This is a genomic window from Micrococcus sp. HOU01, from assembly GCF_035609305.1.
Classification (GTDB): domain Bacteria; phylum Actinomycetota; class Actinomycetes; order Actinomycetales; family Micrococcaceae; genus Micrococcus; species Micrococcus luteus.
The window spans coordinates 1807306-1830823 of sequence record NZ_CP141211.1; the positions used below are offsets into that span (position 1 = coordinate 1807306).

Below are 23518 nucleotides of genomic sequence, written 5' to 3' on the forward strand. Positions count from 1 at the left end.
ATGAGCCCGGTGTTCCCGGATCTCTCCGGCAACGAGAAAGAACTCTACACCCTCCGGGCGGCGCGTGCAAAATCGGCGGGTCAGGCCGCCAGCCAGGTCCGCAGCCCGCCGATCGCCCGCATCCGCCAGCACGCGTGCTCCTCGTCCCAGAGCGGCTCCTCCGCCCCGCCGTGGGCGGGGGCGTCGGGGCTCATCCACACCGGAACGAGCCCCGCCGACCGGGCCCCCTCGACGTCGTGACGCAGACTGTCCCCCACCATGAGGGTGCGTCCCGGGTCCGTGCCCAGGCGGGAGCAGCCGGCCAGGAAGGGGGCCGGGTCCGGCTTCGGGGCCCCGGCCGTGTCCGAGCCGATCAGCACCTCGACCCACTCCAGGCCGAGGGCGTCGGCCTTGCCGCGCTGGTAGGCCTCCACGTTGTTCGTGACGATCCCCACGCCACGGCCTGTTCCCCGCACCTCGGCGAGGACGTCGGCGGTCGCGGGGAACAGCGCCCAGTGCCCGCGCACGACCTCTTCGTAGTCGGTGGTCCACAGGCCGTCGAGCGGGGTCGCCGCGTCCTCGGGCACGCCGAGCGCGCGCAGGGCGTCGGCCACGCGGGCCAGCCGCTGCTCCTCGAACGTCAGCTCCCCGGCCACGTAGCGCCCGTAGTGGCCGCCGGCGTCGGACGCGAAGGCGTCGGTGGCCTCGGCCAGCACCGCCGGGTCGACGTCGGCGGCCCCGGCCCACTGCCGGCGCACCGTCGCGTCGAACGCGGCGTGCTGGGCGGAGCGCAGATCCAGCAGCGTGTCGTCCAGGTCGAAGAGGACGGCGTCCCAGGCCGGCGGCGCGGGCGCGCCCGCGGACCCGCCGGCCGGCGTCGTGCTGGCGTCCCGGCTCATGCGTCGGTGGGCCGGCCCTGGTCCAGGCCCTGCTCCGCGGCGAAGCGGTCCAGGCGGGCGAGCGCGGAGTCGCGGCCCAGGATCTCGAGCGACTCGAAGAGCGGCGGGGACACCTTGCGGCCGGTCACCGCGACGCGCACGGGGCCGAACGCCTGGCGCGGCTTGAGGCCGAGACCGTCGATGAGGGCGGCCCGCAGCGCCGCCTCGATGCGCTCGGTGGTGAACTCGTCCTCGGGCAGGGCGGCCAGCGCCTCCCGGGCCGCGGCGACGGCGGCCCCCAGGTCCGCCGGCATGCCCTTGAGGGCGCCCTCGGCCGTCCGGACGTCCCGGTCCGCCGTGAAGAGGAAGGCGAGCATCTCGACGGCCTCGCCGAGCAGCTGCACGCGCTCCTGCACGAGCGGGGCCGCGGCGGTGAGGATCTGCATCTCCCGCTCCGTCAGGTGCTCGCCCACGAGGCCGGCCGCGTGCAGGTAGGGCACGAGACGGTCGCGGAAGTCGGCCACGTCGAGCATGCGCACGTGCGTGCCGTTGATCGCGATCGCCTTCTTCTCGTCGAAGCGGGCGGGGTTGGCCAGCACCTTGTGCACGTCGAAGTGCTCCACGAACTGCTGCGGGGTGAAGATGTCCTCGTCCGCGGAGAGGGACCAGCCCAGCAGGCCGAGGTAGTTCAGCAGGCCCTCCGGGATGAAGCCGTTGTCCCGGTGCAGGAACAGGTTGGCCTGCGGGTCGCGCTTGGACAGCTTCTTGTTGCCCTCGCCCATCACGTAGGGCAGGTGGCCGAACACCGGCATGTACCGGGCGACGCCGATCGCGTGCAGGGCGCGGTAGAGCGCGATCTGGCGCGGAGTCGAGGAGAGCAGGTCCTCACCGCGCAGCACGTGGGTGATGCCCATGAGCGCGTCGTCCACCGGGTTCACGAGGGTGTACAGCGGCGAGCCGTCCGCGCGCACCACCACGAAGTCCGGCACGGAGCCGGCCTTGAAGGTGATCTCCCCGCGCACCAGGTCGGTGAAGGTGATGTCCTCGTCCGGCATGCGCAGCCGCCAGACCGGCGCGCGGCCCTCGGCCTCGAAGGCGGCGATCTGCTCGTCCGTGAGGTCGCGGTCGTGGCCGTCGTAGCCGAGCTTGGGGTCGCGGCCGGCGGCCCGGTGACGGGCCTCGGTCTCCTCGGGGCTCGAGTAGGACGGGTAGATGTATCCGCCGGCCTTGAGCTTCTCGATCACGTCCGCGTAGATCTGCCCGCGCTGGGACTGACGGTACGGCTCGTGCGGGCCGCCGACCTCGACGCCCTCGTCCCAGTCGATCCCGAGCCAGCGCATCGCCTCGAGCAGCTGCTGGTAGGACTCCTCCGAGTCGCGCTTGGCGTCCGTGTCCTCGATGCGGAACACGAGGGTGCCGCCGGTGTGCCGCGCCCAGCCCCAGTTGAACAGGACGGTGCGGATCAGCCCCACGTGGGGGGTGCCGGTGGGCGAGGGGGCGAAGCGCACGCGCACGGGGGTCTCGGCGTCCACCTGGGGGACGTCGGCGAAGGGGGCGGGGGCGTTCTCGGACACGGGAGCGGTGGCGTCAGTCATGATGTCCCGAGTCTACGCGGGGGCCCGGACGCCGTCGTCGGGCGCCTGCGTCAGCGGCGGAAGACGGTGGCGAGGACGCCGATGCCCTCGACCTCGGCCTCGACGCGCTGGCCCTCCTGGACCGTCCCGACCCCGCCCGGGGTGCCGGTCAGGATCACGTCGCCGGGCAGGAGGGTGAACATCTCCGAGGCCGCGGCCACGAGCTCGCGGACGCCGAAGACCATGTCCGCCGTCGTGCCGTCCTGGCGGGTCTCGCCGTCGAGCCGGGACGTGATGCGCAGGCCGCCGGCCGGCTCCACGTCCAGCTCGGTCTCGATCCACGGGCCCAGCGGGCAGGCGCCGTCGAAGCCCTTGGCGCGGGCCCACTGCAGGTCGGTGCGCTGGGCGTCGCGGGCGGTGAGGTCGTTGCCCACGGTGTAGCCGAACACGACGTCGTCCACGCGGCTCACCGGCACGTCCTTGCAGATGGTGCCGATGACGACGGCGAGCTCGGCCTCGTAGGAGACCTCGTCCGACCAGCTCGGCAGGGTCACGGGCTCGTTCGGACCCACGACGGCGGTGTTCGGCTTGAGGAAGAACTGCGGCGAGGCGGGGACCTCGTTGCCGAGCTCCTTCGCGTGGTCGGCCCAGTTGCGGCCGACGCCCACGATCTTCGAGCGCGGGATGATCGGGGCCACGAGGCGCACGTCCTCGAGACGGTGTGTGGTGCCGGTGGGCTGGATCCCGTGGAAGAACGGGTCGCCCTGCAGGGCGGTGACGGTCAGCTCGGCGGGGTCGGCGTCGGCCGGGCCCTCCACGATGCCGTAGGTCGGTTCGGCCTGGTCCACGAAACGGGCGATGCGCATGGGGGTCAGCGTAGTGGGTGAGCGGCGGGCGCCGTCGCCGGACACCCACTCGACGCCAGCCCCGCTGACGCCGCGAGCCAGACGATTCGGCCGCGGCGGACGGCCTGAGGAGACCGATTCGTCTGGCTCGCGGGCGGATTCGTCTGGCTCAGCGCGGCGCGGTGCGGGGCGGGTCGAGACCGCTCAGCAGCAGCGGCTGCCCGGATTGGCCTCCTGGCGCGCGTACTCGGCCCGCCAGAACTCCCGCTCGGTCATCGGCGCGCGCTCCGGATGGTGGGCCCGGTGGTGGGCCACGTACGCGTCGTACTTCCCCTCTCCGGAGAGCTGGCGGACCCACCAGCGCACCCGGGCCCACACCCCGGACCGAGACGGGCCGGCCGGGCCCTCCGCGGTGGAGGACCCGGCCGGCGTCGCGCGCGGATCGGCCACGTCAGTGACCCCGCACCGGCTGCCGGTCCGCCGGCAGGGCGTCCCACTGCCGCTGCAGCTCCTTCTCCTCGGCCGTGGCGAACAGCCCGGCCGGGGCGAAGCGCTGCGAGGGCACGTACGGGTCCTGGTGATCGATGACCTCGGTACCGCGGAAGGCGCGCACCGTGGCGAGCACCGACGTCGTGATGACGATCAGCGCCAACACCAGGAAGACGACGGAGAGCGTGCCCTGGATGAAGGTGTTGCGGACCACGGCCTCCATGGCCGGCACGGACTTCGCGGCGCCGAAGCTCGTCTTCCCCGCCGCCAGCGCGTCCTGGAACGCGCGATGCTGCGCCCAGTAGCCCACCGCCGGGATGGAGGAGAAGATCTTCTGGAACGACGCCACGGTGGTGACCACGGTGATGAACGCCAGCGGCAGCGCCACGATCCACAGGCCCCGGAAGTCCCGGCGGCGCGCGACGATCGTCAGGACGACGGCGAGCGCGATCGCCGCGAGCAGCTGGTTGGCGATGCCGAACAGCGGGAACAGCGTGTTGATGCCGCCCAGCGGATCGGTGACGCCCATGATCAGCACGGCGCCCCACGCGGCCACCATGATGGCCGTGCAGACCCACGCGCCCACGCGCCACGAGGTGTCCTTGAAGCGCGGGACCACGTTGCCCAGGGAGTCCTGGAGCATGAACCGGGCCACGCGGGTGCCGGCGTCGACGGCGGTGAGGATGAACAGCGCCTCGAACATGATCGCGAAGTGGTACCAGAAGCCCATGAGCGCGTCGCCGCCCACGAGCTGGCCCATGATGTGCGCCAGGCCGACCGCGAGGGTGGGGGCGCCGCCGGTGCGGGAGACCACGGTCTCCTCGCCCACGAGGTCGGCCAGGTGGGTCAGGTCCCCGGGGGTGAGGTTCACGCCGGCCAGGCCGAGGCCCATGACGAAGTCGACGGCGGTCTCCGGGGTGCCGCCGGTGAGGGCGGCCGGGGAGTTCATGGCGAAGTAGATGCCGCGGTCGAGCGAGACGGCGGCCACGAGCGCCATGATGGCCACGAAGGCCTCCATGAGCATGCCGCCGTAGCCGATGAAGCGGGTCTGCCGTTCCTTCTCCACCATCTTGGGCGTCGTGCCCGAGGCGATCAGCGCGTGGAAGCCGGAGAGCGCACCGCACGCGATGGTGACGAACAGGAACGGGAACAGCGAACCGGGCCACACCGGGCCGGTCTGGCCCGAGGCGAACTCGGAGAACGCGGGGGTGCCGATGCGCGGCTGCACGACGACGATGGCCAGCGCGAGACCCGCGATCACGCCGATCTTCATGAAGGTGGACAGGTAGTCGCGCGGCGCGAGCAGCAGCCACACGGGCAGCACGGCCGCGACGAACCCGTAGATGATCACGGCCCAGGCGATGGTGGTGCGGTCCAGGGTGAACAGGGCCGCGCCCCACTCGGTCCCGGCGACCCAGCCGCCGCCGATGATGGCCGCCAGGAGCAGGACGAACCCGATCACGGAGATCTCGGTGATGCGGCCCGGGCGGATCCAGCGCAGGTACGCGCCCATGAAGAGCGCGATCGGGATGGTCATGGCCACGGAGAACACGCCCCACGGGGACTCGCCCAGGGCGTTGACCACCACGAGGGCCAGGATGGCCGTGATGATCACCATGATCAGCAGGGTCGCGACGATCGCGGCGGTGCCCCCGACGCGGCCCAGCTCGTCCCGGGCCATCTGGCCGAGCGAGCGGCCGCCGCGGCGCATCGAGAAGAACAGGACGAGGTAGTCCTGGACCGCGCCGGCCAGGATCACGCCGACGATGATCCAGATGGTGCCGGGCAGATAGCCCATCTGCGCGGCGAGCACGGGGCCCACGAGCGGGCCGGCGCTGGCGATGGCCGCGAAGTGGTGGCCGTAGAGCACGCGGCGGTCGGTGGCCACGTAGTCCCGGCCGTCGGCCCGGTACTCGGCCGGGGTGGCGCGGGTGTCGTCCGGGTGGACGATCATGCGCTCGACGTACTTCGAGTAGAAGCGGTAGCCGATCGCGAACGTCGCCACGGCGGCGAACACGAACCAGATCGCGTTGATCGTCTCGCCGCGGTGCAGGGCGAGCATGGTCCAGGCGACGCCGCCGAGCAGGGCGACGGCCACCCAGACGGCGATCTTCACGGGCGTCCAGCGGGGCCGGCCGGCGGCCTCGGTCGGCGGGAGGTCTTCCGGCGTCGTGGCCGGGCGTGGGGCGCCCTCGGCGGGCGCGGAGGAGCGGTGCGAGCTCACGGGGGTCTCCGTTCGTGGGGTGGGGTCAGACGAGGCGGTGCAGCCAGCCGTGGCGGTCCTCGACGCGCCCGGTCTGGATGCCCTCGAGCTCGGCGCGGATCCTGAGGGTCACGTCGGTCCCGCCGGCGGACTCGATCACGTCGTCGCCGTCGAGCAGACGCCCGATCGGGGTCACGACGGCGGCGGTGCCGCACGCGAAGACCTCGGTGATCTCGCCCGAGCGGACGCCCTCGGCCCACTCGGCGAGGGTGACGCGACGCTCCTCGACGGTCAGGCCCATGTCCCGGCCGAGCTGGAGGATCGAGGAGCGGGTGACGCCCTCGAGGATCGTGCCGGTGAGTGCCGGGGTGACGAGGCGGCCGTCGGCGTGCACGAAGAACACGTTCATGCCGCCGAGCTCCTCGATCGCGTCGTCGTTGTACTGGTCGAGGAACACGACCTGGTCGGCGCCCTTCGCCGCGGCCTGCAGCTGGGGCAGCAGCGAGGCGGCGTAGTTGCCGCCGGTCTTGGCCGCGCCCATGCCGCCCTTGCCGGCGCGGGCGTACTCGCGCGAGACCCAGATGGTCACCGGCTTGAGCTCGCCGCCGAAGTAGTTGCCGGCCGGGGAGGCGATCACCATGTACCGCACCTGCCGGGCCGGGCGGACGCCGAGGAACGCCTCGGAGGCGAACATGAAGGGGCGCAGGTAGAGGGACTGGCCCGGGCCGGTGGGCACCCAGACCCGGTCCGCCTCGAGCTGGGCCCGCAGCGAGCCGAGGAACAGCTCCTCGGGCAGCTCCGGCAGGGCCAGGCGGCGGGCGGAGCGGTTCAGGCGGGCCGCGTTGGCCTCGGGACGGAACGTCCACACCGACCCGTCCTCGTGCCGGTAGGCCTTCAGCCCCTCGAAGATCTCCTGGCCGTAGTGCAGCACCGCGGCCGCGGGGTCCAGGGACAGCGGTCCGTAGGGCTCCACGCGGGCGTCATGCCACGCGCCGCCGTCCTCGTCCCAGGTCCAGTCGATCGAGACCATGTGGTCCGTGAAGACGTTGCCGAAACCGGGGTCCTGGAGGATCTCGATGCGCTGCTGATCGGACATCGGGGACAGATGCGGTTGCCGCGTGAACACGGTCTCGGACACGGTGGGATCACTCCTCGTGACGGGTGGCGGATGGGGACGGCTCCGGTGCCGGGCACGACGCGCGGGGGCCACGGCGCCGGGCGTGGCACACGCCACAGGCCGTCGCCCCATCCTAGACCCGGCGTCGACGCGCCGGGCCCGCGCGTCAGACCCGCGCGACGACGTCGGCGCCCACCTCGGCGGTGGTGCCCCGCGCGCCCTCCACCCGGTCCCTCAGGTGCGCCCACACCGCGGTGCGCACGCGCGCCGCGGCGCCGGTCTCGCCCACGTGCTCGAGCAGCAGGGCGGCGGAGAGGATGGCGGCCACGGGGTCGGCGATCCCCTGGCCCGCGATGTCCGGAGCGGAGCCGTGGACCGGCTCGAACATCGACGGCGCCGTGCCCTCGACGTTGATGTTGCCGGAGGCCGCGAGCCCGATGCCGCCGGTCACGGCGGCGGCCAGGTCCGTGATGATGTCCCCGAACAGGTTGTCCGTCACGATGACGTCGAAGCGGGCCGGGTCCGTCGCCAGGAAGATCATGGCGGCGTCGACGTGCATGTAGTCCCAGGTGACCGCGGGGAAGTCGGCCGCCACGGACTCCACGGTGCGGCGCCACAGGTGGCCGGCGTGGACCAGGACGTTGTGCTTGTGCACGAGCGTGAGGCGCTTGCGCTCGCCCGCGTCGGCGCGACGGAAGGCGTCCTCGACGACGCGGCGCACGCCGAACGCCGTGTTCACGGAGACCTCAGTGGCGATCTCGTGCGGCGTGTCCACGCGGATCGCACCGCCGTTGCCCACATACGGCCCCTCCGTGCCCTCGCGCACCACGGTGAAGTCGATCTCGCCGGGCGCGGCCAGGGGGCTGACGGCGCCGGGCAGCAGGGTGGCCGGGCGCAGGTTCACGCCGTGGTCCAGCGCGAAGCGCAGCTTGAGCAGCATGCCGCGCTCGATCAGCCCGGACGGGATGCGCTCGTCCCCGGGCGCGGCGCCGACGGCCCCGAACAGGATCGCGTCGTGGCGGCGCAGGGACTCGAGGACCTCGTCCGTGAGCGCCTCGCCGGTCTCGAGCCAGTGCTCCGCACCCAGCGGATACGGGGTGAGCCGGGCCTCCGGACGCCCCTCGGCACGCAGCGCCGCCTGCAGGACGGCGGCGGCCTGGTCGGTGACCTCGGGGCCGATGCCGTCGCCGCCGATGACGGCGATGTCCAAAGGGTCTGCGGAGCTGCGTGTGGTCTCGGTCATGGCCCTCAGGCTACGCGCGGCCCGCGTGAGGACCACATCGTGTGACACCCGGTCTCACCCTCCGGACGGGCTCAGTCCTCGGCGGGCTCCTCGTGCCGCGGGAAGACCGGCTGCGGGGCGGGCAGCGGGGTGCCGGGGACCAGGTCTTCGTGGAACGCGGCGAAGGACCGCGGGCCGGTGCCGGACGCGCCGGTGCGGCCGGCGTCGCCCTCGGCGGGGACGCCGAGCAGGTCCAGCAGCCGCGATGCCGAGTCGGGCATCACCGGCTGCGCGAGCAGGGCCACCCGGCGCACGGCCTGCAGCGTCACGTACAGCACCGTGCGCATGCGCGGCTCGTCCGTCTTGCGCAGCACCCACGGGGCCTGGTCCGCGAAGTAGGCGTTGACCTCGCCGAGCACGCGCCAGGTCTCCTCGAGCGCGTCGTGGAAGTCCTGCACCGCGTACGCGGACCGGGAGCGCTCCAGCAGGGCGTCGACCTGGGCCAGGACGGCGCGGTCCGCCTCGGTGAACTCGCCCGGCTCGGGCACGGCGGCGCCGCAGTTCTTGGCCACCATGGACAGCGAGCGCTGGGCGAGGTTGCCGAGGTTGTTGGCCAGGTCCGCGTTCTTGCGGCTCACCACGGCCTCGTGGCTGTAGGAGCCGTCCGCGCCGAACGGGAACTCGCGCAGCAGGAAGAAGCGGATGGCGTCCAGGCCGTACCGGGCCACCCATTCCCGCGGGTGCACCACGTTGCCCAGGGACTTGGACATCTTGGCCCCGTTGTTGTTCAGGAAGCCGTGGATCATGACGCGGCGCGGCAGCTCGAGGCCGGCCGACATGAGGAACGCGGGCCAGAAGATGCAGTGGAACCGGGAGATGTCCTTGCCGATCACGTGCAGGTCCGCCGGCCAGTAGCGCGCGAACGCCTCCGGGTCCTCGGCGGGCCAGCCCGCGCCGGTGAGGTAGTTCGTCAACGCGTCGACCCAGACGTAGGTGACGTGGTCGGCGCGCCGGTCGGCGTCGGCGGCGTCGGGGTCCGCGGGCGCCGGCAGGTCGATGCCCCACTGGAAGGAGGTCCGGGAGATGGACAGGTCCTCGAGCCCGGCCTCCACGAAGCGGATGACCTCGTTGAAGCGGTACCGGGGGGCGGCGAAGTCCGGGTGCTCGCGGTAGTGGTCCAGCAGCGGCTGCTGGTACTTGGACAGGCGGAAGAAGTAGGACTCCTCCTCCGTCCACGTCACCTCGGTGCCGGTCTCGACGGCGCGGCGCACCCCGTCCTGACCCACCTCGGTCTCGTCCTCGCCGAAGTAGCGTTCGTCCCGCACGGAGTACCAGCCGGCGTAGGAGCCGAGGTAGATGTCCCCGTTGGCCTCCATGCGCCGCCAGATCTCGCGGACGGCCTCGGCGTGGTCCGTGTCCGTGGTGCGGATGAAGCGGTCGTAGGAGATGTCCAGGACGTCGTCGTCCATCTCCTTGAAGACGGCGGCGTTGCGCGTGGCCAGCTCGAGGGCGCTCACGCCCTGCTGCTGCGCCGTCTGCTCCATCTTCTGGCCGTGCTCGTCCGTGCCGGTCAGGAAGCGCACGTCCCGCCCGTCGAGCCGCTGGAAGCGGGCCATCGCGTCCGAGGCGATGTACTCGTAGGCGTGGCCGATGTGCGGCTCGCCGTTCGGGTAGGAGATGGCCGTGGTCAGGTAGTACGGGGCGCGGGCGTCAGTCACAGTCGTCGAGTCTACCGGCGGGGCCGGGGCCCGCGCCGAGGACGACGTCGTCCGCGCCGACGTCCGGGACGCCGTCGGCGGTCACCTGCAGATGGCCCGGCGCAGGCCGCAGGTGGAGGTGGGCCCACGGGGCCACCACGAGCACGGACGCCCCGATCATCTCGGTCAGCTCCTCCGCGTGCGTCGCGACGTGGTAGGCCTGGGTGCTGCGGCCGGCGCGCCGAGGATCAGCCACTGGAACGCGGGCAGCGGGTTCTCCCCCGCGAACGGCAGGGCCTCCCACAGCTGGCCGGCCTGCTCGTGGATCTGCGTCGATTCGTCCAGGCTCATGGCCGCCAGCAGGGCCGCGGGGGTCAGCCACGCGAGCAGGCTACGCCGCCGGTCCGCCCCCAGCGCGCGGCGCACGAGACCCACCGTGGCGAAGCCCGCGGCCCCCAGCAGGAGCAGGCCCGAGCTCCACCACGCCGTGAGGTTGGCCTCGTGGTTCACGTCGAAGACCTCGCGCCACCACGGCACCTGCCGCGGGCCCAGCCCGAACACGAAGGGGAGGGCGAACGACCAGGCGGCGAGCAGGACACTGACGCCGATCAGCCCGCCCGCCGCGCGCCGGGCCCAGCGGCCCTGCACGCCCGGAGGCGTGGCGGGGCGGGCCGCTGCGGCGCGCGCGGTCGGGGCGGGTGCGGGGCGGGGCTCGGCTGGACGCGACATGGACACCATCTCAACACAGGGCGACGCGCGCCGGCCCCGCGGTGCCCGCCCGGGCGTCGACGGGTCAGACGGAGAGGTCCACCTCGGCCGCACGGGCGGCGCCGATGGCCGCGGCCAGCGTGGCCGCGGTGTCTCCGGACAGCGCCCCGTCCAGGGTCAGCACGGCCAGGGCGGCGCCCTCGTCGTCGCGCGAGACGTCCATGCCGGCGATGTTCACGCCCTGCACCCCGAGGGCCTGGCCCAGGACGCCGATCACGCCCGGGCGGTCCTGGTAGGCGAACACGAGCAGGTGGTCGGCCAGCGGCACCTCGAGCTCGTGCCGGTCCACACCGACGAGCTTCTGCACCTGGCGCGGGCCGGTGAGCGTGCCGGTGACGGCCGTCTGGGAGCCCTGCGCGGTCGCGGCGCGCACCGTGACGGTGTTGCGGTAGGACTCGGACACCGCGGTGGTGGTGAGGCGGCACTCGACGCCGCGCTGCTCGGCCAGCACGGGGGCGTTCACGTAGGAGACCTGGTCCGAGACGATGTCCGTGAACACGCCCTTCAGGGCGGCCAGGCGCATCGCGGAGACGTCGTGCTCGGCGATCTCACCGGCGATCTCCACCTCGACGGCCGTGATGGACTGCTCGCCCACCAGCGCGGTGAGCACGCGGCCCAGCTTCTCGGCCAGCGGCAGGCCGGGGCGCACGTCCTCGTGGATCGCGCCGCCGGCCACGTTCACGGCGTCCGGCACGAGCTCGCCGGAGAGGGCTAGGCGCACGGAGCCGGCGACGGCGACGCCCGCCTTCTCCTGGGCCTCGGCGGTCGAGGCGCCCAGGTGGGGGGTGACGACGGCGGAGTCGTGGGCGAAGAACGCCAGGTCCGTGGCCGGCTCGGAGCTGAAGACGTCGATGCCGGCACCCCCGATGGTCCCGGCCTCGAGCGCGCGGGCGAGGGCGTCCTCGTCCACGAGGCCGCCGCGGGCCACGTTCACGATGATCGCGGTGTCCTTCATGCGGGCGAACTGCTCATCGCCGATCATGCCGACCGTCTCGGGGGTCTTGGGCATGTGGATCGTGACCACGTCGGCGCGCTCGAGCAGCTCGTCCAGCTCGACGAGGCTCGCGCCGAGCTGCTGCGCCCGGGCGGTGGTCACGTAGGGGTCGTAGGCGAGGATCTCCATGCCGAACGCCTTCATGCGCTCGGCCACGAGCGCGCCGATGCGGCCCAGGCCGATCACGCCCAGCCGCTTGCCGTACAGCTCGACGCCCGTGTACTTCGACCGCTTCCACTCCCCCGCCTTGAGCGAGCCGTGGGCGGCCGCGATGTTGCGGGCGGCGGCCAGGATGTGGCCGCAGGTGAGCTCGGCGGCGGAGATGATGTTCGACGTCGGCGCGTTGACGACCATGACGCCGGCCTCGGTGGCGGCGGGCACGTCCACGTTGTCCAGTCCGACGCCGGCGCGCGCGATGACCTTCAGCTGCGGCGCGGCGGCGATCGCCTCGGCGTCCATCTGGGTGGCCGAGCGGATCAGCACCGCGTCGACGTCGCGCAGGTCCTCGAGGAGGCGGGCGCGGTCGGCGCCGTCCGTGCGGCGGATCTCGAAGTCGGGGCCGAGGGCCTCGACGGTGGCGGGCGAGAGTTCCTCGGCGATCAGGACGACGGGCTGGGCTGCGCTCACGGGTGCTCCTGGAGGTGTGGTGCGGTGGGATGGGAGGCGGGCCGGCCCGCGCTCCGGTCCGAGCCTAGACGCGCGAACGGGCCGTGGCCGGAATGCGACGCCGGCCCCGGAGCGCGATGCCCGGGGCCGGCGTCGGGGGCTCAGGCGGCTCAGCGGGCCGCCGTGCCCTCGGTGTAGTCGTCGTCCGCGTCCTTGAGCCAGGAGAACATCTGGCGCAGCTCGCGGCCGGTCTTCTCGATCGGGTGGGCCTCGCCCCGGGCGCGCAGCTCCTTGAACTCGGGCGCACCGGCCTTCTGGTCGTCCATGAAGCGCTGCGCGAAGGCGCCGGACTGGATGTCGGCGAGGACCGCCTTCATGTTCTCCTTCACGTCGGGGGTGATGACGCGGGGGCCGGAGACGTAGTCGCCGTACTCCGCGGTGTCGGAGATGGACCAGCGCTGCTTGGCGATGCCGCCCTCGACCATGAGGTCGACGATGAGCTTCAGCTCGTGCAGCACCTCGAAGTAGGCGATCTCGGGCTGGTAGCCGGCCTCGGTGAGGGTCTCGAAGCCGTACTGCACGAGCTGGGAGGCGCCGCCGCAGAGCACGGCCTGCTCGCCGAACAGGTCGGTCTCGGTCTCCTCGGTGAAGGTCGTCTCGATGACGCCGGCGCGGGTGCCGCCCACGGCCTTGGCGTAGGACAGGGCGAGGGCGTGGGCCTGGCCGGAGGCGTCCTTCTCGACGGCGATCAGCGCGGGCACGCCGCGGCCGGCCTCGAACTCGCGGCGCACCACGTGGCCCGGGCCCTTGGGGGCGACCAGGGCGACGTCGACGCCCTCGGGGGCCTGGATGTAGCCGAAGCGCACGTTGAAGCCGTGCGCGAAGAAGAGGGCGTCACCCTCCTGCAGGTTGCCGGCGATGTGCTGGTCGTACACGTCGGCCTGGACCTGGTCCGGGGTGAGGATCATGATCAGGTCGGCCTCGGCGGCGGCGGTGGCGACGTCGACGACGCGCAGGCCCTCGGCCTCGGCCTTGGCGCGGGACTTGGAGCCCTCGGCGAGGCCGATGCGCACGTCCACGCCGGAGTCGCGCAGCGACAGGGCGTGGGCGTGGCCCTGGGAGCCGTAGCCGATGACGGCCACGGTGCGGCCCTGGATGATCGACAGGTCGGCGTCGTCGTCGTAGAACTTCTTCACGGTCATGCTGTTCTCCTCACGGGATGGGTGGATCGGGACGGTCAGCGGGCCAGGGCGCGGTCGGTCATGGACCGCGGCCCCCGGGCGAGGGCGAGGGTGCCCGAGCGGACGAGCTCGCGCACACCGTAGGGCTCCATCATCTCGAGGAAGGCCTCGAGCTTGTCACGGGTGCCGGTGGCCTCGAGGGTCAGGGACTCCGGGGCCACGTCGACGACGTGGGCGCGGAACAGGTCGGCCGCCTGGACGACCTGGCCGCGGGTGGCCGCATCGGCGCGCACCTTCACGAGCAGGTGGTCGCGCTGAACGGAGGAGTCGGGCGTGAGCTCGACGACCTTGATCACGTTGATCAGCTTGTTCAGCTGCTTGGTGACCTGCTCGAGCAGGTCCGTGTCGGCGTCGACGACCACGGTGATCCGGGACAGGCCCTCGACCTCCGTGACGCCCACGGCCAGCGAGTGGATGTTGAACGCGCGCCGGGCGAAGAGGCCGGCCACGCGGGTCAGGGTGCCGGGCACGTCCTCGACGAGCACGGACAGGGTGTGGCGTTCCATCGGTTGCCCTCCTCAGTCTTCCTGGTCCCAGTCGGGCGTCATGTCCCGGGCCACCTGGATCGCGTCGTTGCTGACCCCCGCGGGGACCATCGGCCAGACCATGGCGTCACGGGAGACCACGAAGTCCACGATCACGGGGCGGTCGTCGATGGCGAGGGCCTGGCGGATGGTGTCGTCCAGGTCCTCCCGGCGGTCGCAGCGCAGGCCCGCGGCGCCGTAGGCGTCGGCGAGCTTGACGAAGTCCGGCACCCGGGCGGTGTCGTGGCCCGTGTTCAGGTCCGTGTTCGAGTAGCGCCCGTCGTAGAAGAGGGTCTGCCACTGGCGCACCATGCCCAGCGAGGAGTTGTTGATCACCGCGATCTTGATGGGGATGCGGTTGATCACGCACGTGGCGAGCTCCTGGTTGGTCATCTGGAAGCAGCCGTCGCCGTCGATGGCCCAGACCACGCGGTCGGGTTCGCCCACCTGCGCCCCCATCGCGGCGGGGACGGCGAAGCCCATCGTCCCGAGGCCGGCCGAGTTGAGCCACTGGCGCGGACGCTCGTAGGCGACGAACTGGCTGGCCCACATCTGGTGCTGACCGACGCCGGCCACGTAGGTGGCCTCGGGACCGGACAGGGCCGACAGACGCGAGATCACCTCCTGGGGCGCGAGGAGGCCGTCCTCGGTCTCGGTCCAGCCCATCGGGTAGGTGTCCTGCAGGCGCCGCAGCACCGCCCACCAGTCGGCGAGGTCGGGCAGCGCCTCGGGGTCCGTCGCGAGCTCGGCCACCAGGTCCGGGATGATCTCCTTGACGTGGCCGACGATCGGCACGTCCGCGGTGCGGTTCTTGGAGATCTCGGCCGGGTCGATGTCCGCGTGGATCACGCGGGCGCCGGGGGCGAACGAGGGCAGGTGACCGGTCACGCGGTCGTCGAAGCGGGCGCCGAGCGTGATCAGCAGGTCGGCCTGCTGGAGCGCGGCCACGGCGGGGACGCCGCCGTGCATGCCCGGCATGCCCAGGTGCTGGGGGTGCGAGTCGGGGAAGACGCCGCGGGCGGTGAGCGTGGTGACCACGGGGGCGCCCGTGAGCTCGGCGAGGGCGCGCAGCTCCTCGTGGGCCTCGCCGCGGGCCACGCCGCCGCCCGCATACAGCACGGGGCGCCGGGCCTCGCGGATCAGCCGGGCGGCCTCGCGGATCTGTCGGGGGTGGCCGCGCAGGACGGGGCGGTAGCCGGGCAGGTCGATCCGGGGCGGCCACGCGAACTCGAACTCGCCCTGCTGGGCGTCCTTGGTGACGTCCACGAGCACGGGCCCGGGCCGGCCCGTGGCGGCGATGTGGAACGCCTCGGCGAGGGCCTGGGGGACGTCCTCGGGCCGGGTCACGAGCCGGGAGTGCTTGGTGATGGGCATCGTGATGCCCACGATGTCCGCCTCCTGGAAGGCGTCCGTGCCGATCGCGGCGGAGGAGACCTGGCCGGTGATGAACACGACCGCCTGGGAGTCCATGTGGGCGTCCGCGATGGCGGTCACCAGGTTGGTGGCGCCGGGACCGGAGGTGGCGATGGCCACGCCGACCTTGCCGGTGGCCAGGTGGTAGCCCTGCGCCGCGTGACCGGCGCCCTGCTCGTGGCGCACCAGGATGTGGCGGATCCGATCGGAGTCCATGAGCGGGTCGTAGGTCGGCAGGATGGCGCCGCCGGGCAGCCCGAACACGTCCGTGACCCCCAGCTCCTCCAGGGAGCGGATGATGCCCTCGGAGCCGGTCATCCGGGTCGGCTCGACGCGGGAGCCCTCGCCGGGCACCCGCGGCTCGACGATCTCGGGCCGAGGGGCCGGACGGCGCTCCTGGACCCGGGCGGTCTCCGTCGGGTGGGAGGCCGGCGTCGGGACCTGCGGGACCGCCGCGCGGGCGTCGCGGGGGGTCGTGCTCATGGGGTCACCTCACTGCGTTCGTCGCTGCGTGTCCGTCGCGGGGGCGTCGGACGGTCGTCGTTCGGATCCGTCGGGCGTCGGGGACCGTGGCCGCGTCGATGACGGATCGGGCCGGCGTGGCGGAGTCTGAGGTGGGGACACGGCCGCCGGGTCCTTCGGGGTGGTCTCAGTATCGACAGCCGTGCGCCCCGTCCGCCATCGACCACCCGCCTGTCTCGCAATGTGAGATAAAGCGTCACATCGTGAGACGACCGGGCGGTCGGCGTCGAATCCCGGGCCTGAGCCCACCCTAGTCAGCCGCCGCGGTGGCGGCCGCCTTCACCCACGTTCCGTGACGGAGCACCCCGCGCACCTCGAGCTCCGGGCCGAAGACGACGGCGTCCGCTCGGCTCCCGACTCGGAGCCGGCCGACGTCGGGGAGCCCCAGGGCGTCCGCGGGCGCGGCCGTCGCCGCCCGCAGCGCGGCGTCGAGGTCGACCCCGGCGACGACGGCGGAGCGCACCGAGCCGGTGACCGTGGCCGTGGACCCGGCGATGGCCCCGGCTGCGCCGTCCGCGCCGACCACCCGCGCGACGCCGTCGTGGACCCGGACCCGCAGCGGCCCGAGGGGGAACTCGCCGTCGCCGCAGCCGGCGGCGGCCATGGAGTCCGAGACGAGGATCCACCGCTCCCCCGCCTCCCGGGCGACCCGCCGCACCGTGGCCGCATGCAGGTGGACGCCGTCCACGATGGTCTCGATCCCCACGCGCGGGTCCTCCAGCAGGGCGACGGCCGGCCCGGGCTCGCGATGGTGGGTGGGCCGGCACGCGTTGTGCAGGTGCGTGGCCATCCGCGCCCCCGCATCGATCGCCGCGCGCGTGGTCTCGTAGGAGGCGTCCGTGTGGCCGATCGCGACGACGACGCCCGCCTCCGCCAGCCGGCCCACCGCGTCGAGGGCCCCGGGCAGCTCGGGGGCCAGCGTGACCATCGCCAGGTGGCCCGCGCCGACCTCGACGAGGCGAGCGACGTCCTCGGGCTCCGGCGCCCGCAGCGACGCGGCCCGGTGCGCGCCGCGGTGCCGGGGTGAGAGCCAGGGACCCTCGAGGTGCACGCCGGCCAGCACCCCCTCCGCGCACAGGGGCGTCAGGGCCGTCAGCTGCGCCGCGAGCGCGTCGACCTCGTCCGTGACGAGGGAGGCCACGACCGTGGTCGTGCCCGCGCGGGCGTGGGCCGCGGCCGCCGCGCGTGCCGCGGCCGCGCCGGACTCGACGGCGTGTCCGCCGCCGCCGTGGCAGTGCACGTCCACGCAGCCGGGAGCGAGGAGGGCGTCGCCGAGGTCGTGGACGGGGCCGTGGGTGCGCGGCGGGTCCCCGGTCCCGACGGCCACCACCCGGCCCTCGGCCAGGGCGATCCAGCCGGGGCCGCCGAGGCGCTCACCGTCATGGACGCGGTCCGCGCACAGCACCGACGGGGACGCGGCGGCCTGCGGCGCCTGCTCGGCGCGCGGCCGGTGAGGGACCGAGGCGGGCACGGATGCACCTTCCGGGGTGGGCGGGTCGATGGACGAGGGGCGCTCAGAGGCCCTGCCAGGACGGCTTGGCCTCCCACATGTGGCGGTACTCCCCCGCGAGCTCGAGTCGCCCGGCGGCGGCCTCGTCCACGAGGACGGTCACATGCGGGTGCAGCTGCAGGGCCGTGACCGGCCAGCGCGCGCTCACGGGGCCCTCCACGAGCTGCCGCACCGCCTCGGCCTTGCCCTCGCCCCGGGCCAGCAGGACCAGGTGTCGGGCGTCGAGGATCGTGCCCACGCCCTGGGTGAGGCAGTGGGTCGGGACCTGGTCGAGGTCGCCGTCGAAGAAGCGGGCGTTGTCCCGCCGGGTCTGCTCGGCGAGCACCTTGATGCGCGTGCGGGAGGCGAGGGAGGAGCCGGGCTCGTTGAACGCGATGTGCCCGTCCGTGCCCACGCCGAGCAGCTGCACGTCCACGCCGCCGGCCTCGCGCAGCGCCTCCTCGTAGGCGGCGCAGGCGCCCGGGACGTCCGCCGCACCGCCGTCCGGACCGTGCACGGCCTCCGGGGCGATGTCCGTGCGCACGACGAACTCCCGCTCGATCACGGTGCGGTAGGACTCGGGGTGTCCCGCGGGCAGGCCGACGTACTCGTCCAGCAGGAACGCGCGGCAGGAGCGCAGGGACAGCTCCCCGTCCCGGACCCGGCGGGCGAGCTCGTCGTAGACGGGCAGGGGCGAGGAGCCGGTGGCCAGCCCCAGGACGGCCTCGGGACGGGCCGCCACGTGGGCGGCCACCGCGTCCGCGCCGTGCCGGCCCAGGGCGGCGGCGTCGGGCAGGATGACGACCTCCATCAGCGCGCCTCCCGCCCGGGACGCGGCGCGGGTCCCCCGGCCCGGGCGTCGATCGCGTGCATGCTCATCCTCTGCTCGTCTCGGCGTGCGGGCCGACCGGGCCTCAGCCCAGGTAGGCGCCCTCGGCGGCGGAGTGCACCAGCTTGGCGTACTTGCCCAGCACGCCCGTGGTGAACTTCGGCTCCACCGGCTCCCAGGACTCGCGGCGGGCGGCGAGCTCGGCCTCGTCCACGAGCAGGTCCATGGTGCGTCCGGCGATGTCCACGCGGATGCGGTCGCCGTCCTGCACCAGCCCGATCGGCCCTCCCTCGGCGGCCTCGGGGGCGATGTGGCCGATGCACAGGCCGGTGGTGCCGCCGGAGAAGCGCCCGTCGGTGATCAGCAGGACGTCCTTGCCCAGGCCCGCCCCCTTGATGGCGCCGGTGATCGCGAGCATCTCGCGCATGCCCGGACCGCCCTTCGGTCCCTCATAGCGGATGACCACCACGTCGCCGGCGGCGATGGTCCCGTCCTCGAGGGCGTCCATGGCGGCGCGCTCCCGGTCGAAGACGCGCGCAGTGCCCTCGAAGACGTCCGCATCGAAGCCGGCGGACTTCACGACGGCGCCCTCCGGGGCCAGCGAGCCGTGGAGGATCGCGATGCCGCCGTTGGGGTGCAGCGCGTCATCCATGGTGCGGATGACCTTGCCGTCCACCGGGTCCGGATCGAGCGCGGCGAGGTTCTCGGCGAGCGTCTTGCCGGTGACGGTGAGGGTGTCCCCGTGCAGCAGGCCCTCGTCCAGCAGGGCCTTCATGACCACCGGGACGCCGCCGATGCGGTCCACGTCCGTCATGACGTACTGGCCGAACGGCTTGAGGTCGGCGATGTGAGGGGTGCGGTCGGCGATGCGGTTGAAGTCGGACAGCTGCAGGTCCACGCCCGCCTCCCGGGCGATGGCGAGCAGGTGCAGCACGGCGTTGGTGGAGCCGCCGAACGCCATGGTCACGGCGATCGCGTTCTCGAACGCGGGCTTGGTCATGATGTCCCGGGCCGTGATGCCCTGGCGGAGCATGTTCACCACGGCCTCGCCGGAGCGGCGCGCGAAGGCGTCACGGCGGCGGTCCGCGGAGGGGGCGGCGGCGGAACCGGGCAGGGACATGCCGAGGGCCTCGCCGATGGAGGCCATGGTGTTGGCGGTGTACATGCCGCCGCAGGCGCCCTCGCCCGGGGCGATGGACTTCTCGATGCGGAGCAGGTCCTCCTCGGACATGAGACCGCGGGCGCAGGCGCCGACCGCCTCGAAGGCGTCGATGATGGTCACCTGCCTCTCGGTGCCGTCGGTCAGGCGGGCCACGCCCGGCATGATCGAGCCTGCGTAGACGAACACGGACGCCAGGTCCAGGCGGGCGGCGGCCATGAGCATGCCCGGCAGCGACTTGTCGCAGCCGGCGAGCAGGACGGAGCCGTCCAGGCGCTCGGCCATCATCACGGTCTCCACCGAGTCGGCGATCACCTCGCGGGAGACGAGGGAGAAGTGCATGCCCTCGTGGCCCATGGAGATGCCGTCCGAGACGGAGACCGTGCCGAACTCCAGCGGATATCCACCGGCGGCGTGGACGCCGTCCTTCGAGGCCTGGGCGAGGCGGTCCAGGGAGAGGTTGCAGGGGGTGATCTCGTTCCAGGACGAGGCGATGCCGATCTGCGGCTTGCCGAAGTCCTCGTCCCCCATGCCGACCGCGCGGAGCATGCCGCGGGCGGCGGTGCGCTCCATCCCGTCGGTGACGTCGCGCGAGCGCGGCTTGATGTCGGGGGCGGCGGACGGGGTGCTGGGAGTCGACGCGGCGGAGTCCATGCCGCGGAGTCTAGTGAGCACGGCGCCACCGGGCCGACGCGACGTCCCCGTGTGACGGGTGCCGCAGCATGACACGCGCGGACGGGTCCGCGTACGTTGGGCCCATGGACACGCCCACCCTGCACAGACGGCTGCGCCGCGTCTTCGATGCGCGCGTGTTCAACCACGGCGACTACAACGTCGTCTACGGCCAGCCCTCGGGCTCCTCCTCCCCCCTCGTGATCGGCTACCGCCACCAGCCGCTCGAGATGCTGCTGTGCCCGTTCGACCCCACCTCCACCCCGGACGACCACGACCGCCGCGCGCCGGGCGTGGCCGAGGACGATCCGCACGGCCCGGTGACCGAGGCCTCCGCGGACCGCGCCGACGTCGTCGAGGTGGGGCTGGCCAACGTGGCCACCGTGGCGGACACGGGCAGCGGCTATCAGGTGGAGACCGTCACGGGCTTCCGGACGTGGTTCGACGTCCCGGAGCACACGCGGGTGCCGGTGGGTGACCTCACGGAGGACGGCACCGCGGAGCTCGACCAGGCCGAGGACGCCACCGACTTCCACGCCTTCATGACCGCCTTCATGGACGAGCTGGACCGCCTCTACGCGACCCCGGAGACGGACGCGACGGACGTCACGCCCCCCGATTTGCACGGCGTCTGAAACCCCTGGTAGGGTTTCACCTCGTTGCACGGCGCACCGGAGAGATCCGAGAGGCGGTGCGGCACCTGCACCTCTAGCTCAACCGGTAGAGCATCTGACTCTTAATCAGCAGGTTCCGGGTTCGAGTCCCGGGGGGTGCACCCACCGGAGCGAAGGCCCCGTCTCCACGGAGACGGGGCCTTCGTCGTCCCCGCTCCCCGACCGGGCCCACCGTAGGCTGGGGCCCATGACCGACACGACCCAGCACCGCCTCCAGCCCGGCGACACGGCGCCCGCGTTCACCCTCCAGGACCAGGAGGGCCGGCCCGTCTCGCTGCGCGACAGCGCGGGCAAGCACACGATCGTCTACTTCTACCCGGCCGCGTCCACGCCCGGCTGCACCACGCAGGCCTGCGACTTCCGGGACAGCCTCGCCTCCCTGACCGCGGCCGGCTACGTCGTCCTGGGGATCTCCCCCGACCCGATCGGCAGGATCATCCGGTTCGCCGAGCAGGAGGGCCTGACGTTCCCCCTGCTCTCGGACGAGGACCACGCGGTGGCCGAGGCCTACGGCGCCTGGGGCGAGAAGAAGAACTACGGGCGGACCTTCGAGGGTCTGATCCGCTCCACGATCGTCGTCGGCCCGGACGGGAAGGTCACCCACGCGCAGTACAACGTGAAGGCGACCGGCCACGTGGCGCGACTGCGCCGCACCCTCGGCCTCGACGAGGCCTGATCCGCGCCCGGGCACCGCACGGTAGGATCGGGCCTCGCCCCGCCCGCGCGGGGTGTGCGCGGGCGTGGCGGAACTGGTAGACGCGCTGGATTTAGGTTCCAGTGTCCTGGACGTGGGGGTTCGAGTCCCCCCGCCCGCACTCCCCGGGCCCGCCCGACCCCGACGTCACCTGCCAGAGGAGGTCGCCATGCAGCCCACTCGCCGCGCCTTCCTCGGCGGGGGCCTGGGCCTGCTCGGCCTGAGCGTGGCCGGCTGCACGACGTCGCCCGCGGCGCCGTCCTCCGCCGCCCCGACCTCCTCGGGCCCGGGCCGACTGCTCGTGGTCGGCGCCCCGGCGCGGGCGCTGACGCGAGATCCGGCCCGCGCGCTGGACGTCGAGTCCTTCCGTCTGATCCGCCAGGTCTTCGAGACGCTGCTCGGCGTGGACGCGGACACCGGCGCCCCCACGCCCCGCCTCGCCGAGCGGCACGAGGAGTCCGACGGCGGCCGCCTCCACACGTTCCACCTGGTCTCCGGGGTGGTGTTCGACGACGGCGAGCCGTGCGACGCCGCCGCCGTGGTCGCGAACATCGAGCGGTGGGCCGCCGCCCCCGCGCCCGTGGACGGGACCGTCGCCCCGCCCTCCTCGTTCGTCTCGGCCTTCGGCGGATACGCCGGGGACGCGGACTCCGCCTTCGCCGGCGTCGAGGCCCGCGGCGAGCTCGAGGTGCGGCTGCGCCTGCACTCCCCCCGCCGTCACCTCGCGGCCGCGCTGGCCTCGCCGGCCTTCGCGATCTCCTCGCCGGCCTCGTGGGACCGCACGGTCGACGTGGACGGCTCCGAGGTCACCACCCCCGCCGGCACCGGCCCCTACCGCTGGGCCGACGCCGCGGAGACCGCCGAGCTCACGCGCGCCCACCCGGGCGCCTCGGGCGCGACGATCCTGGTCCCCAGCGCCCGCCACCGCGGCTCCGATCCGGCGGCGTACCCGGTGGCCGTGCAGGCGTGGGGTCGGGCCTCCGTGCGCCTGCGGGAGCTGCGGCGCGGCACGGCGGACGTGATCGACGTCGTCGCCCCCGGCCAGCTGCGCCCCCTCGTCGAGGCCGGCACCCAGGTGCTGCCCCGGGACCCCCTGGGCGTGCTCTACGTGGGCATGAACCTGGACCACCCGAGCGTGCGCTCGCAGTACCTGCGCCAGGCGATCGCGTACGCGGTGGACCGCCCGCGCATCGCCGGCAGCGACGTCTTCCTCGAGGGCACCCGCCTGGCCCACGACCTCGTCCCCCCCTCCCTCGGCGTCGGCGACGAGGAGGCGCGGCGCTACGACGTCAACCCGGGCCGGGCCCGCGAGTTCCTCGGCCTGGCGGGATACGACGGGGAGCCGTTGGAGTTCCTCTACCCGGCCGGCACGGCCCGCCCCTCCCTGCCCGAGCCGGAGCGGGTCTACGCGATGGTCGCCCGCGACCTCGGCGCGGTGGGGATGCACATCGTGCCCGTGCCCGTGCCGGAGGACCAGGACTACCTGCACGCCGTCGTCTCCCGACCCACCCGAGCCCTGCACCTGATGGGCCGCACCGGCGACTACCGCGACCCGCACGCGTTCCTCGAGCCCTTCGCGCGCTCGGGCCGCGCCGAGACCGGCTACCGCAACCCGCGCGTCGTCGAGGACGTGGACGCGGCCGCGGCCGAGACCGACGACGACGCGCGCCGCGCCCTGTTCCGCCGCGTCGTCCGGGCCATGGCCCTCGACCTGCCGGCGCTGCCGCTGGTCTATCCGATCTCGGCCCTGGCCACCGGCCCGCGCGTGGCCTCCTACCCGACGTCGCCGCAGCTGGACGAGCCCTTCTCGCGCGTCAGGCTGACCGAAGGCTGAACGCACCGGTAGTACAGTGGGAGATCACGGCGCCCGGCCCGACCGCCACTGCTCGGCCTGGTCGCACTGCGCCCACCCGCCGTCGTTCTGCTTCA

General features: G+C 73.4%; 20 protein-coding genes and 2 tRNA genes. 5 read left to right on the forward strand and 17 right to left on the reverse strand.

What is annotated here, in order from left to right:
* Positions 1–80 precede the first annotated feature (80 nt).
* The 17 genes from SOY78_RS08280 to ilvD form a co-directional block, all read right to left on the reverse strand.
* Positions 81–878, reverse strand: coding sequence for an HAD family hydrolase (locus SOY78_RS08280; RefSeq protein WP_036382082.1), 798 nt, complete (start codon positions 876–878; stop codon positions 81–83).
* Positions 875–2452, reverse strand: coding sequence for a glutamate--tRNA ligase (gltX, locus tag SOY78_RS08285; protein WP_036382085.1), 1578 nt, complete (start codon positions 2450–2452; stop codon positions 875–877). The genes SOY78_RS08280 and gltX overlap by 4 nt, the downstream gene beginning before the upstream one ends.
* 50 nt (positions 2453–2502) lie before the next feature.
* Positions 2503–3297, reverse strand: coding sequence for a fumarylacetoacetate hydrolase family protein (locus tag SOY78_RS08290; RefSeq protein WP_036312940.1), 795 nt, complete (start codon positions 3295–3297; stop codon positions 2503–2505).
* 183 nt (positions 3298–3480) lie between these two features.
* A complete protein-coding gene (locus tag SOY78_RS08295) occupies positions 3481–3726 on the reverse strand; it encodes a YbdD/YjiX family protein (protein WP_036382088.1) in 246 nt (81 codons plus the stop codon).
* A 1-nt stretch (position 3727) separates the two neighbouring features.
* Positions 3728–5989, reverse strand: coding sequence for a carbon starvation CstA family protein (locus SOY78_RS08300; RefSeq protein WP_324701431.1), 2262 nt, complete (start codon positions 5987–5989; stop codon positions 3728–3730).
* Between the two features lie 25 nt (positions 5990–6014).
* A complete protein-coding gene (locus SOY78_RS08305) occupies positions 6015–7064 on the reverse strand; it encodes a branched-chain amino acid aminotransferase (RefSeq protein ID WP_052006992.1) in 1050 nt (349 codons plus the stop codon).
* A gap of 187 nt (positions 7065–7251) precedes the next feature.
* Positions 7252–8328, reverse strand: a complete 1077-nt coding sequence (locus tag SOY78_RS08310; protein ID WP_134416619.1) for a 3-isopropylmalate dehydrogenase — start codon at positions 8326–8328, stop codon at positions 7252–7254.
* A 71-nt stretch (positions 8329–8399) separates the two neighbouring features.
* A complete protein-coding gene (gene metG / locus SOY78_RS08315; RefSeq protein ID WP_036382100.1) occupies positions 8400–10025 on the reverse strand; it encodes a methionine--tRNA ligase in 1626 nt (541 codons plus the stop codon).
* On the reverse strand, positions 10018–10185 hold the full coding sequence (locus SOY78_RS08320; protein ID WP_242821226.1) for a hypothetical protein: 168 nt from the start codon (positions 10183–10185) through the stop codon (positions 10018–10020). Before SOY78_RS08320 ends, metG begins: the two co-directional genes overlap by 8 nt.
* A 5-nt stretch (positions 10186–10190) precedes the next feature.
* Entirely contained in the window at positions 10191–10733 is a 543-nt protein-coding gene (locus SOY78_RS08325; RefSeq protein ID WP_250161899.1) for a hypothetical protein, read from the reverse strand.
* 64 nt (positions 10734–10797) lie between these two features.
* The gene (gene serA, locus SOY78_RS08330) at positions 10798–12393 is read right to left on the reverse strand and encodes a phosphoglycerate dehydrogenase (protein WP_002854199.1); all 1596 of its coding nucleotides are present in this window, start codon (positions 12391–12393) and stop codon (positions 10798–10800) included.
* A gap of 149 nt (positions 12394–12542) precedes the next feature.
* Positions 12543–13574, reverse strand: a complete 1032-nt coding sequence (ilvC, locus tag SOY78_RS08335; RefSeq protein ID WP_010078979.1) for a ketol-acid reductoisomerase — start codon at positions 13572–13574, stop codon at positions 12543–12545.
* A gap of 35 nt (positions 13575–13609) precedes the next feature.
* Positions 13610–14119: an acetolactate synthase small subunit gene (gene ilvN / locus SOY78_RS08340; protein WP_002854209.1), complete on the reverse strand. Its 510-nt coding sequence runs from the start codon at positions 14117–14119 to the stop codon at positions 13610–13612.
* 12 nt (positions 14120–14131) lie between these two features.
* Positions 14132–16033, reverse strand: coding sequence for an acetolactate synthase large subunit (locus SOY78_RS08345; protein ID WP_036382109.1), 1902 nt, complete (start codon positions 16031–16033; stop codon positions 14132–14134).
* Between the two features lie 289 nt (positions 16034–16322).
* Positions 16323–17543: an N-acetylglucosamine-6-phosphate deacetylase gene (locus SOY78_RS08350; RefSeq protein WP_036382111.1), complete on the reverse strand. Its 1221-nt coding sequence runs from the start codon at positions 17541–17543 to the stop codon at positions 16323–16325.
* 43 nt (positions 17544–17586) lie between these two features.
* Positions 17587–18372, reverse strand: a complete 786-nt coding sequence (nagB, locus tag SOY78_RS08355) for a glucosamine-6-phosphate deaminase (RefSeq protein WP_036382115.1) — start codon at positions 18370–18372, stop codon at positions 17587–17589.
* Between the two features lie 103 nt (positions 18373–18475).
* Positions 18476–20203 (reverse strand): dihydroxy-acid dehydratase, encoded by a 1728-nt coding sequence (ilvD, locus tag SOY78_RS08360; RefSeq protein ID WP_036382119.1) that lies wholly within the window; start codon positions 20201–20203, stop codon positions 18476–18478.
* A 104-nt stretch (positions 20204–20307) separates the two neighbouring features.
* Between ilvD and SOY78_RS08365 the strand changes: the two genes are divergently transcribed.
* From SOY78_RS08365 to SOY78_RS08385, 5 genes are all read left to right on the forward strand, one after another.
* Complete coding sequence (locus tag SOY78_RS08365) at positions 20308–20856, forward strand: hypothetical protein (protein ID WP_036312973.1); 549 nt, start codon at positions 20308–20310, stop codon at positions 20854–20856.
* 67 nt (positions 20857–20923) lie between these two features.
* Positions 20924–20996, forward strand: a tRNA-Lys gene (locus SOY78_RS08370).
* A gap of 86 nt (positions 20997–21082) precedes the next feature.
* Entirely contained in the window at positions 21083–21571 is a 489-nt protein-coding gene (gene bcp / locus SOY78_RS08375; protein WP_036382122.1) for a thioredoxin-dependent thiol peroxidase, read from the forward strand.
* A 58-nt stretch (positions 21572–21629) separates the two neighbouring features.
* A tRNA-Leu gene (locus tag SOY78_RS08380) sits at positions 21630–21710 on the forward strand.
* A 48-nt stretch (positions 21711–21758) separates the two neighbouring features.
* Entirely contained in the window at positions 21759–23423 is a 1665-nt protein-coding gene (locus SOY78_RS08385; protein ID WP_036382125.1) for an ABC transporter substrate-binding protein, read from the forward strand.
* The last annotated feature ends 95 nt before the right edge of the window (positions 23424–23518 follow it).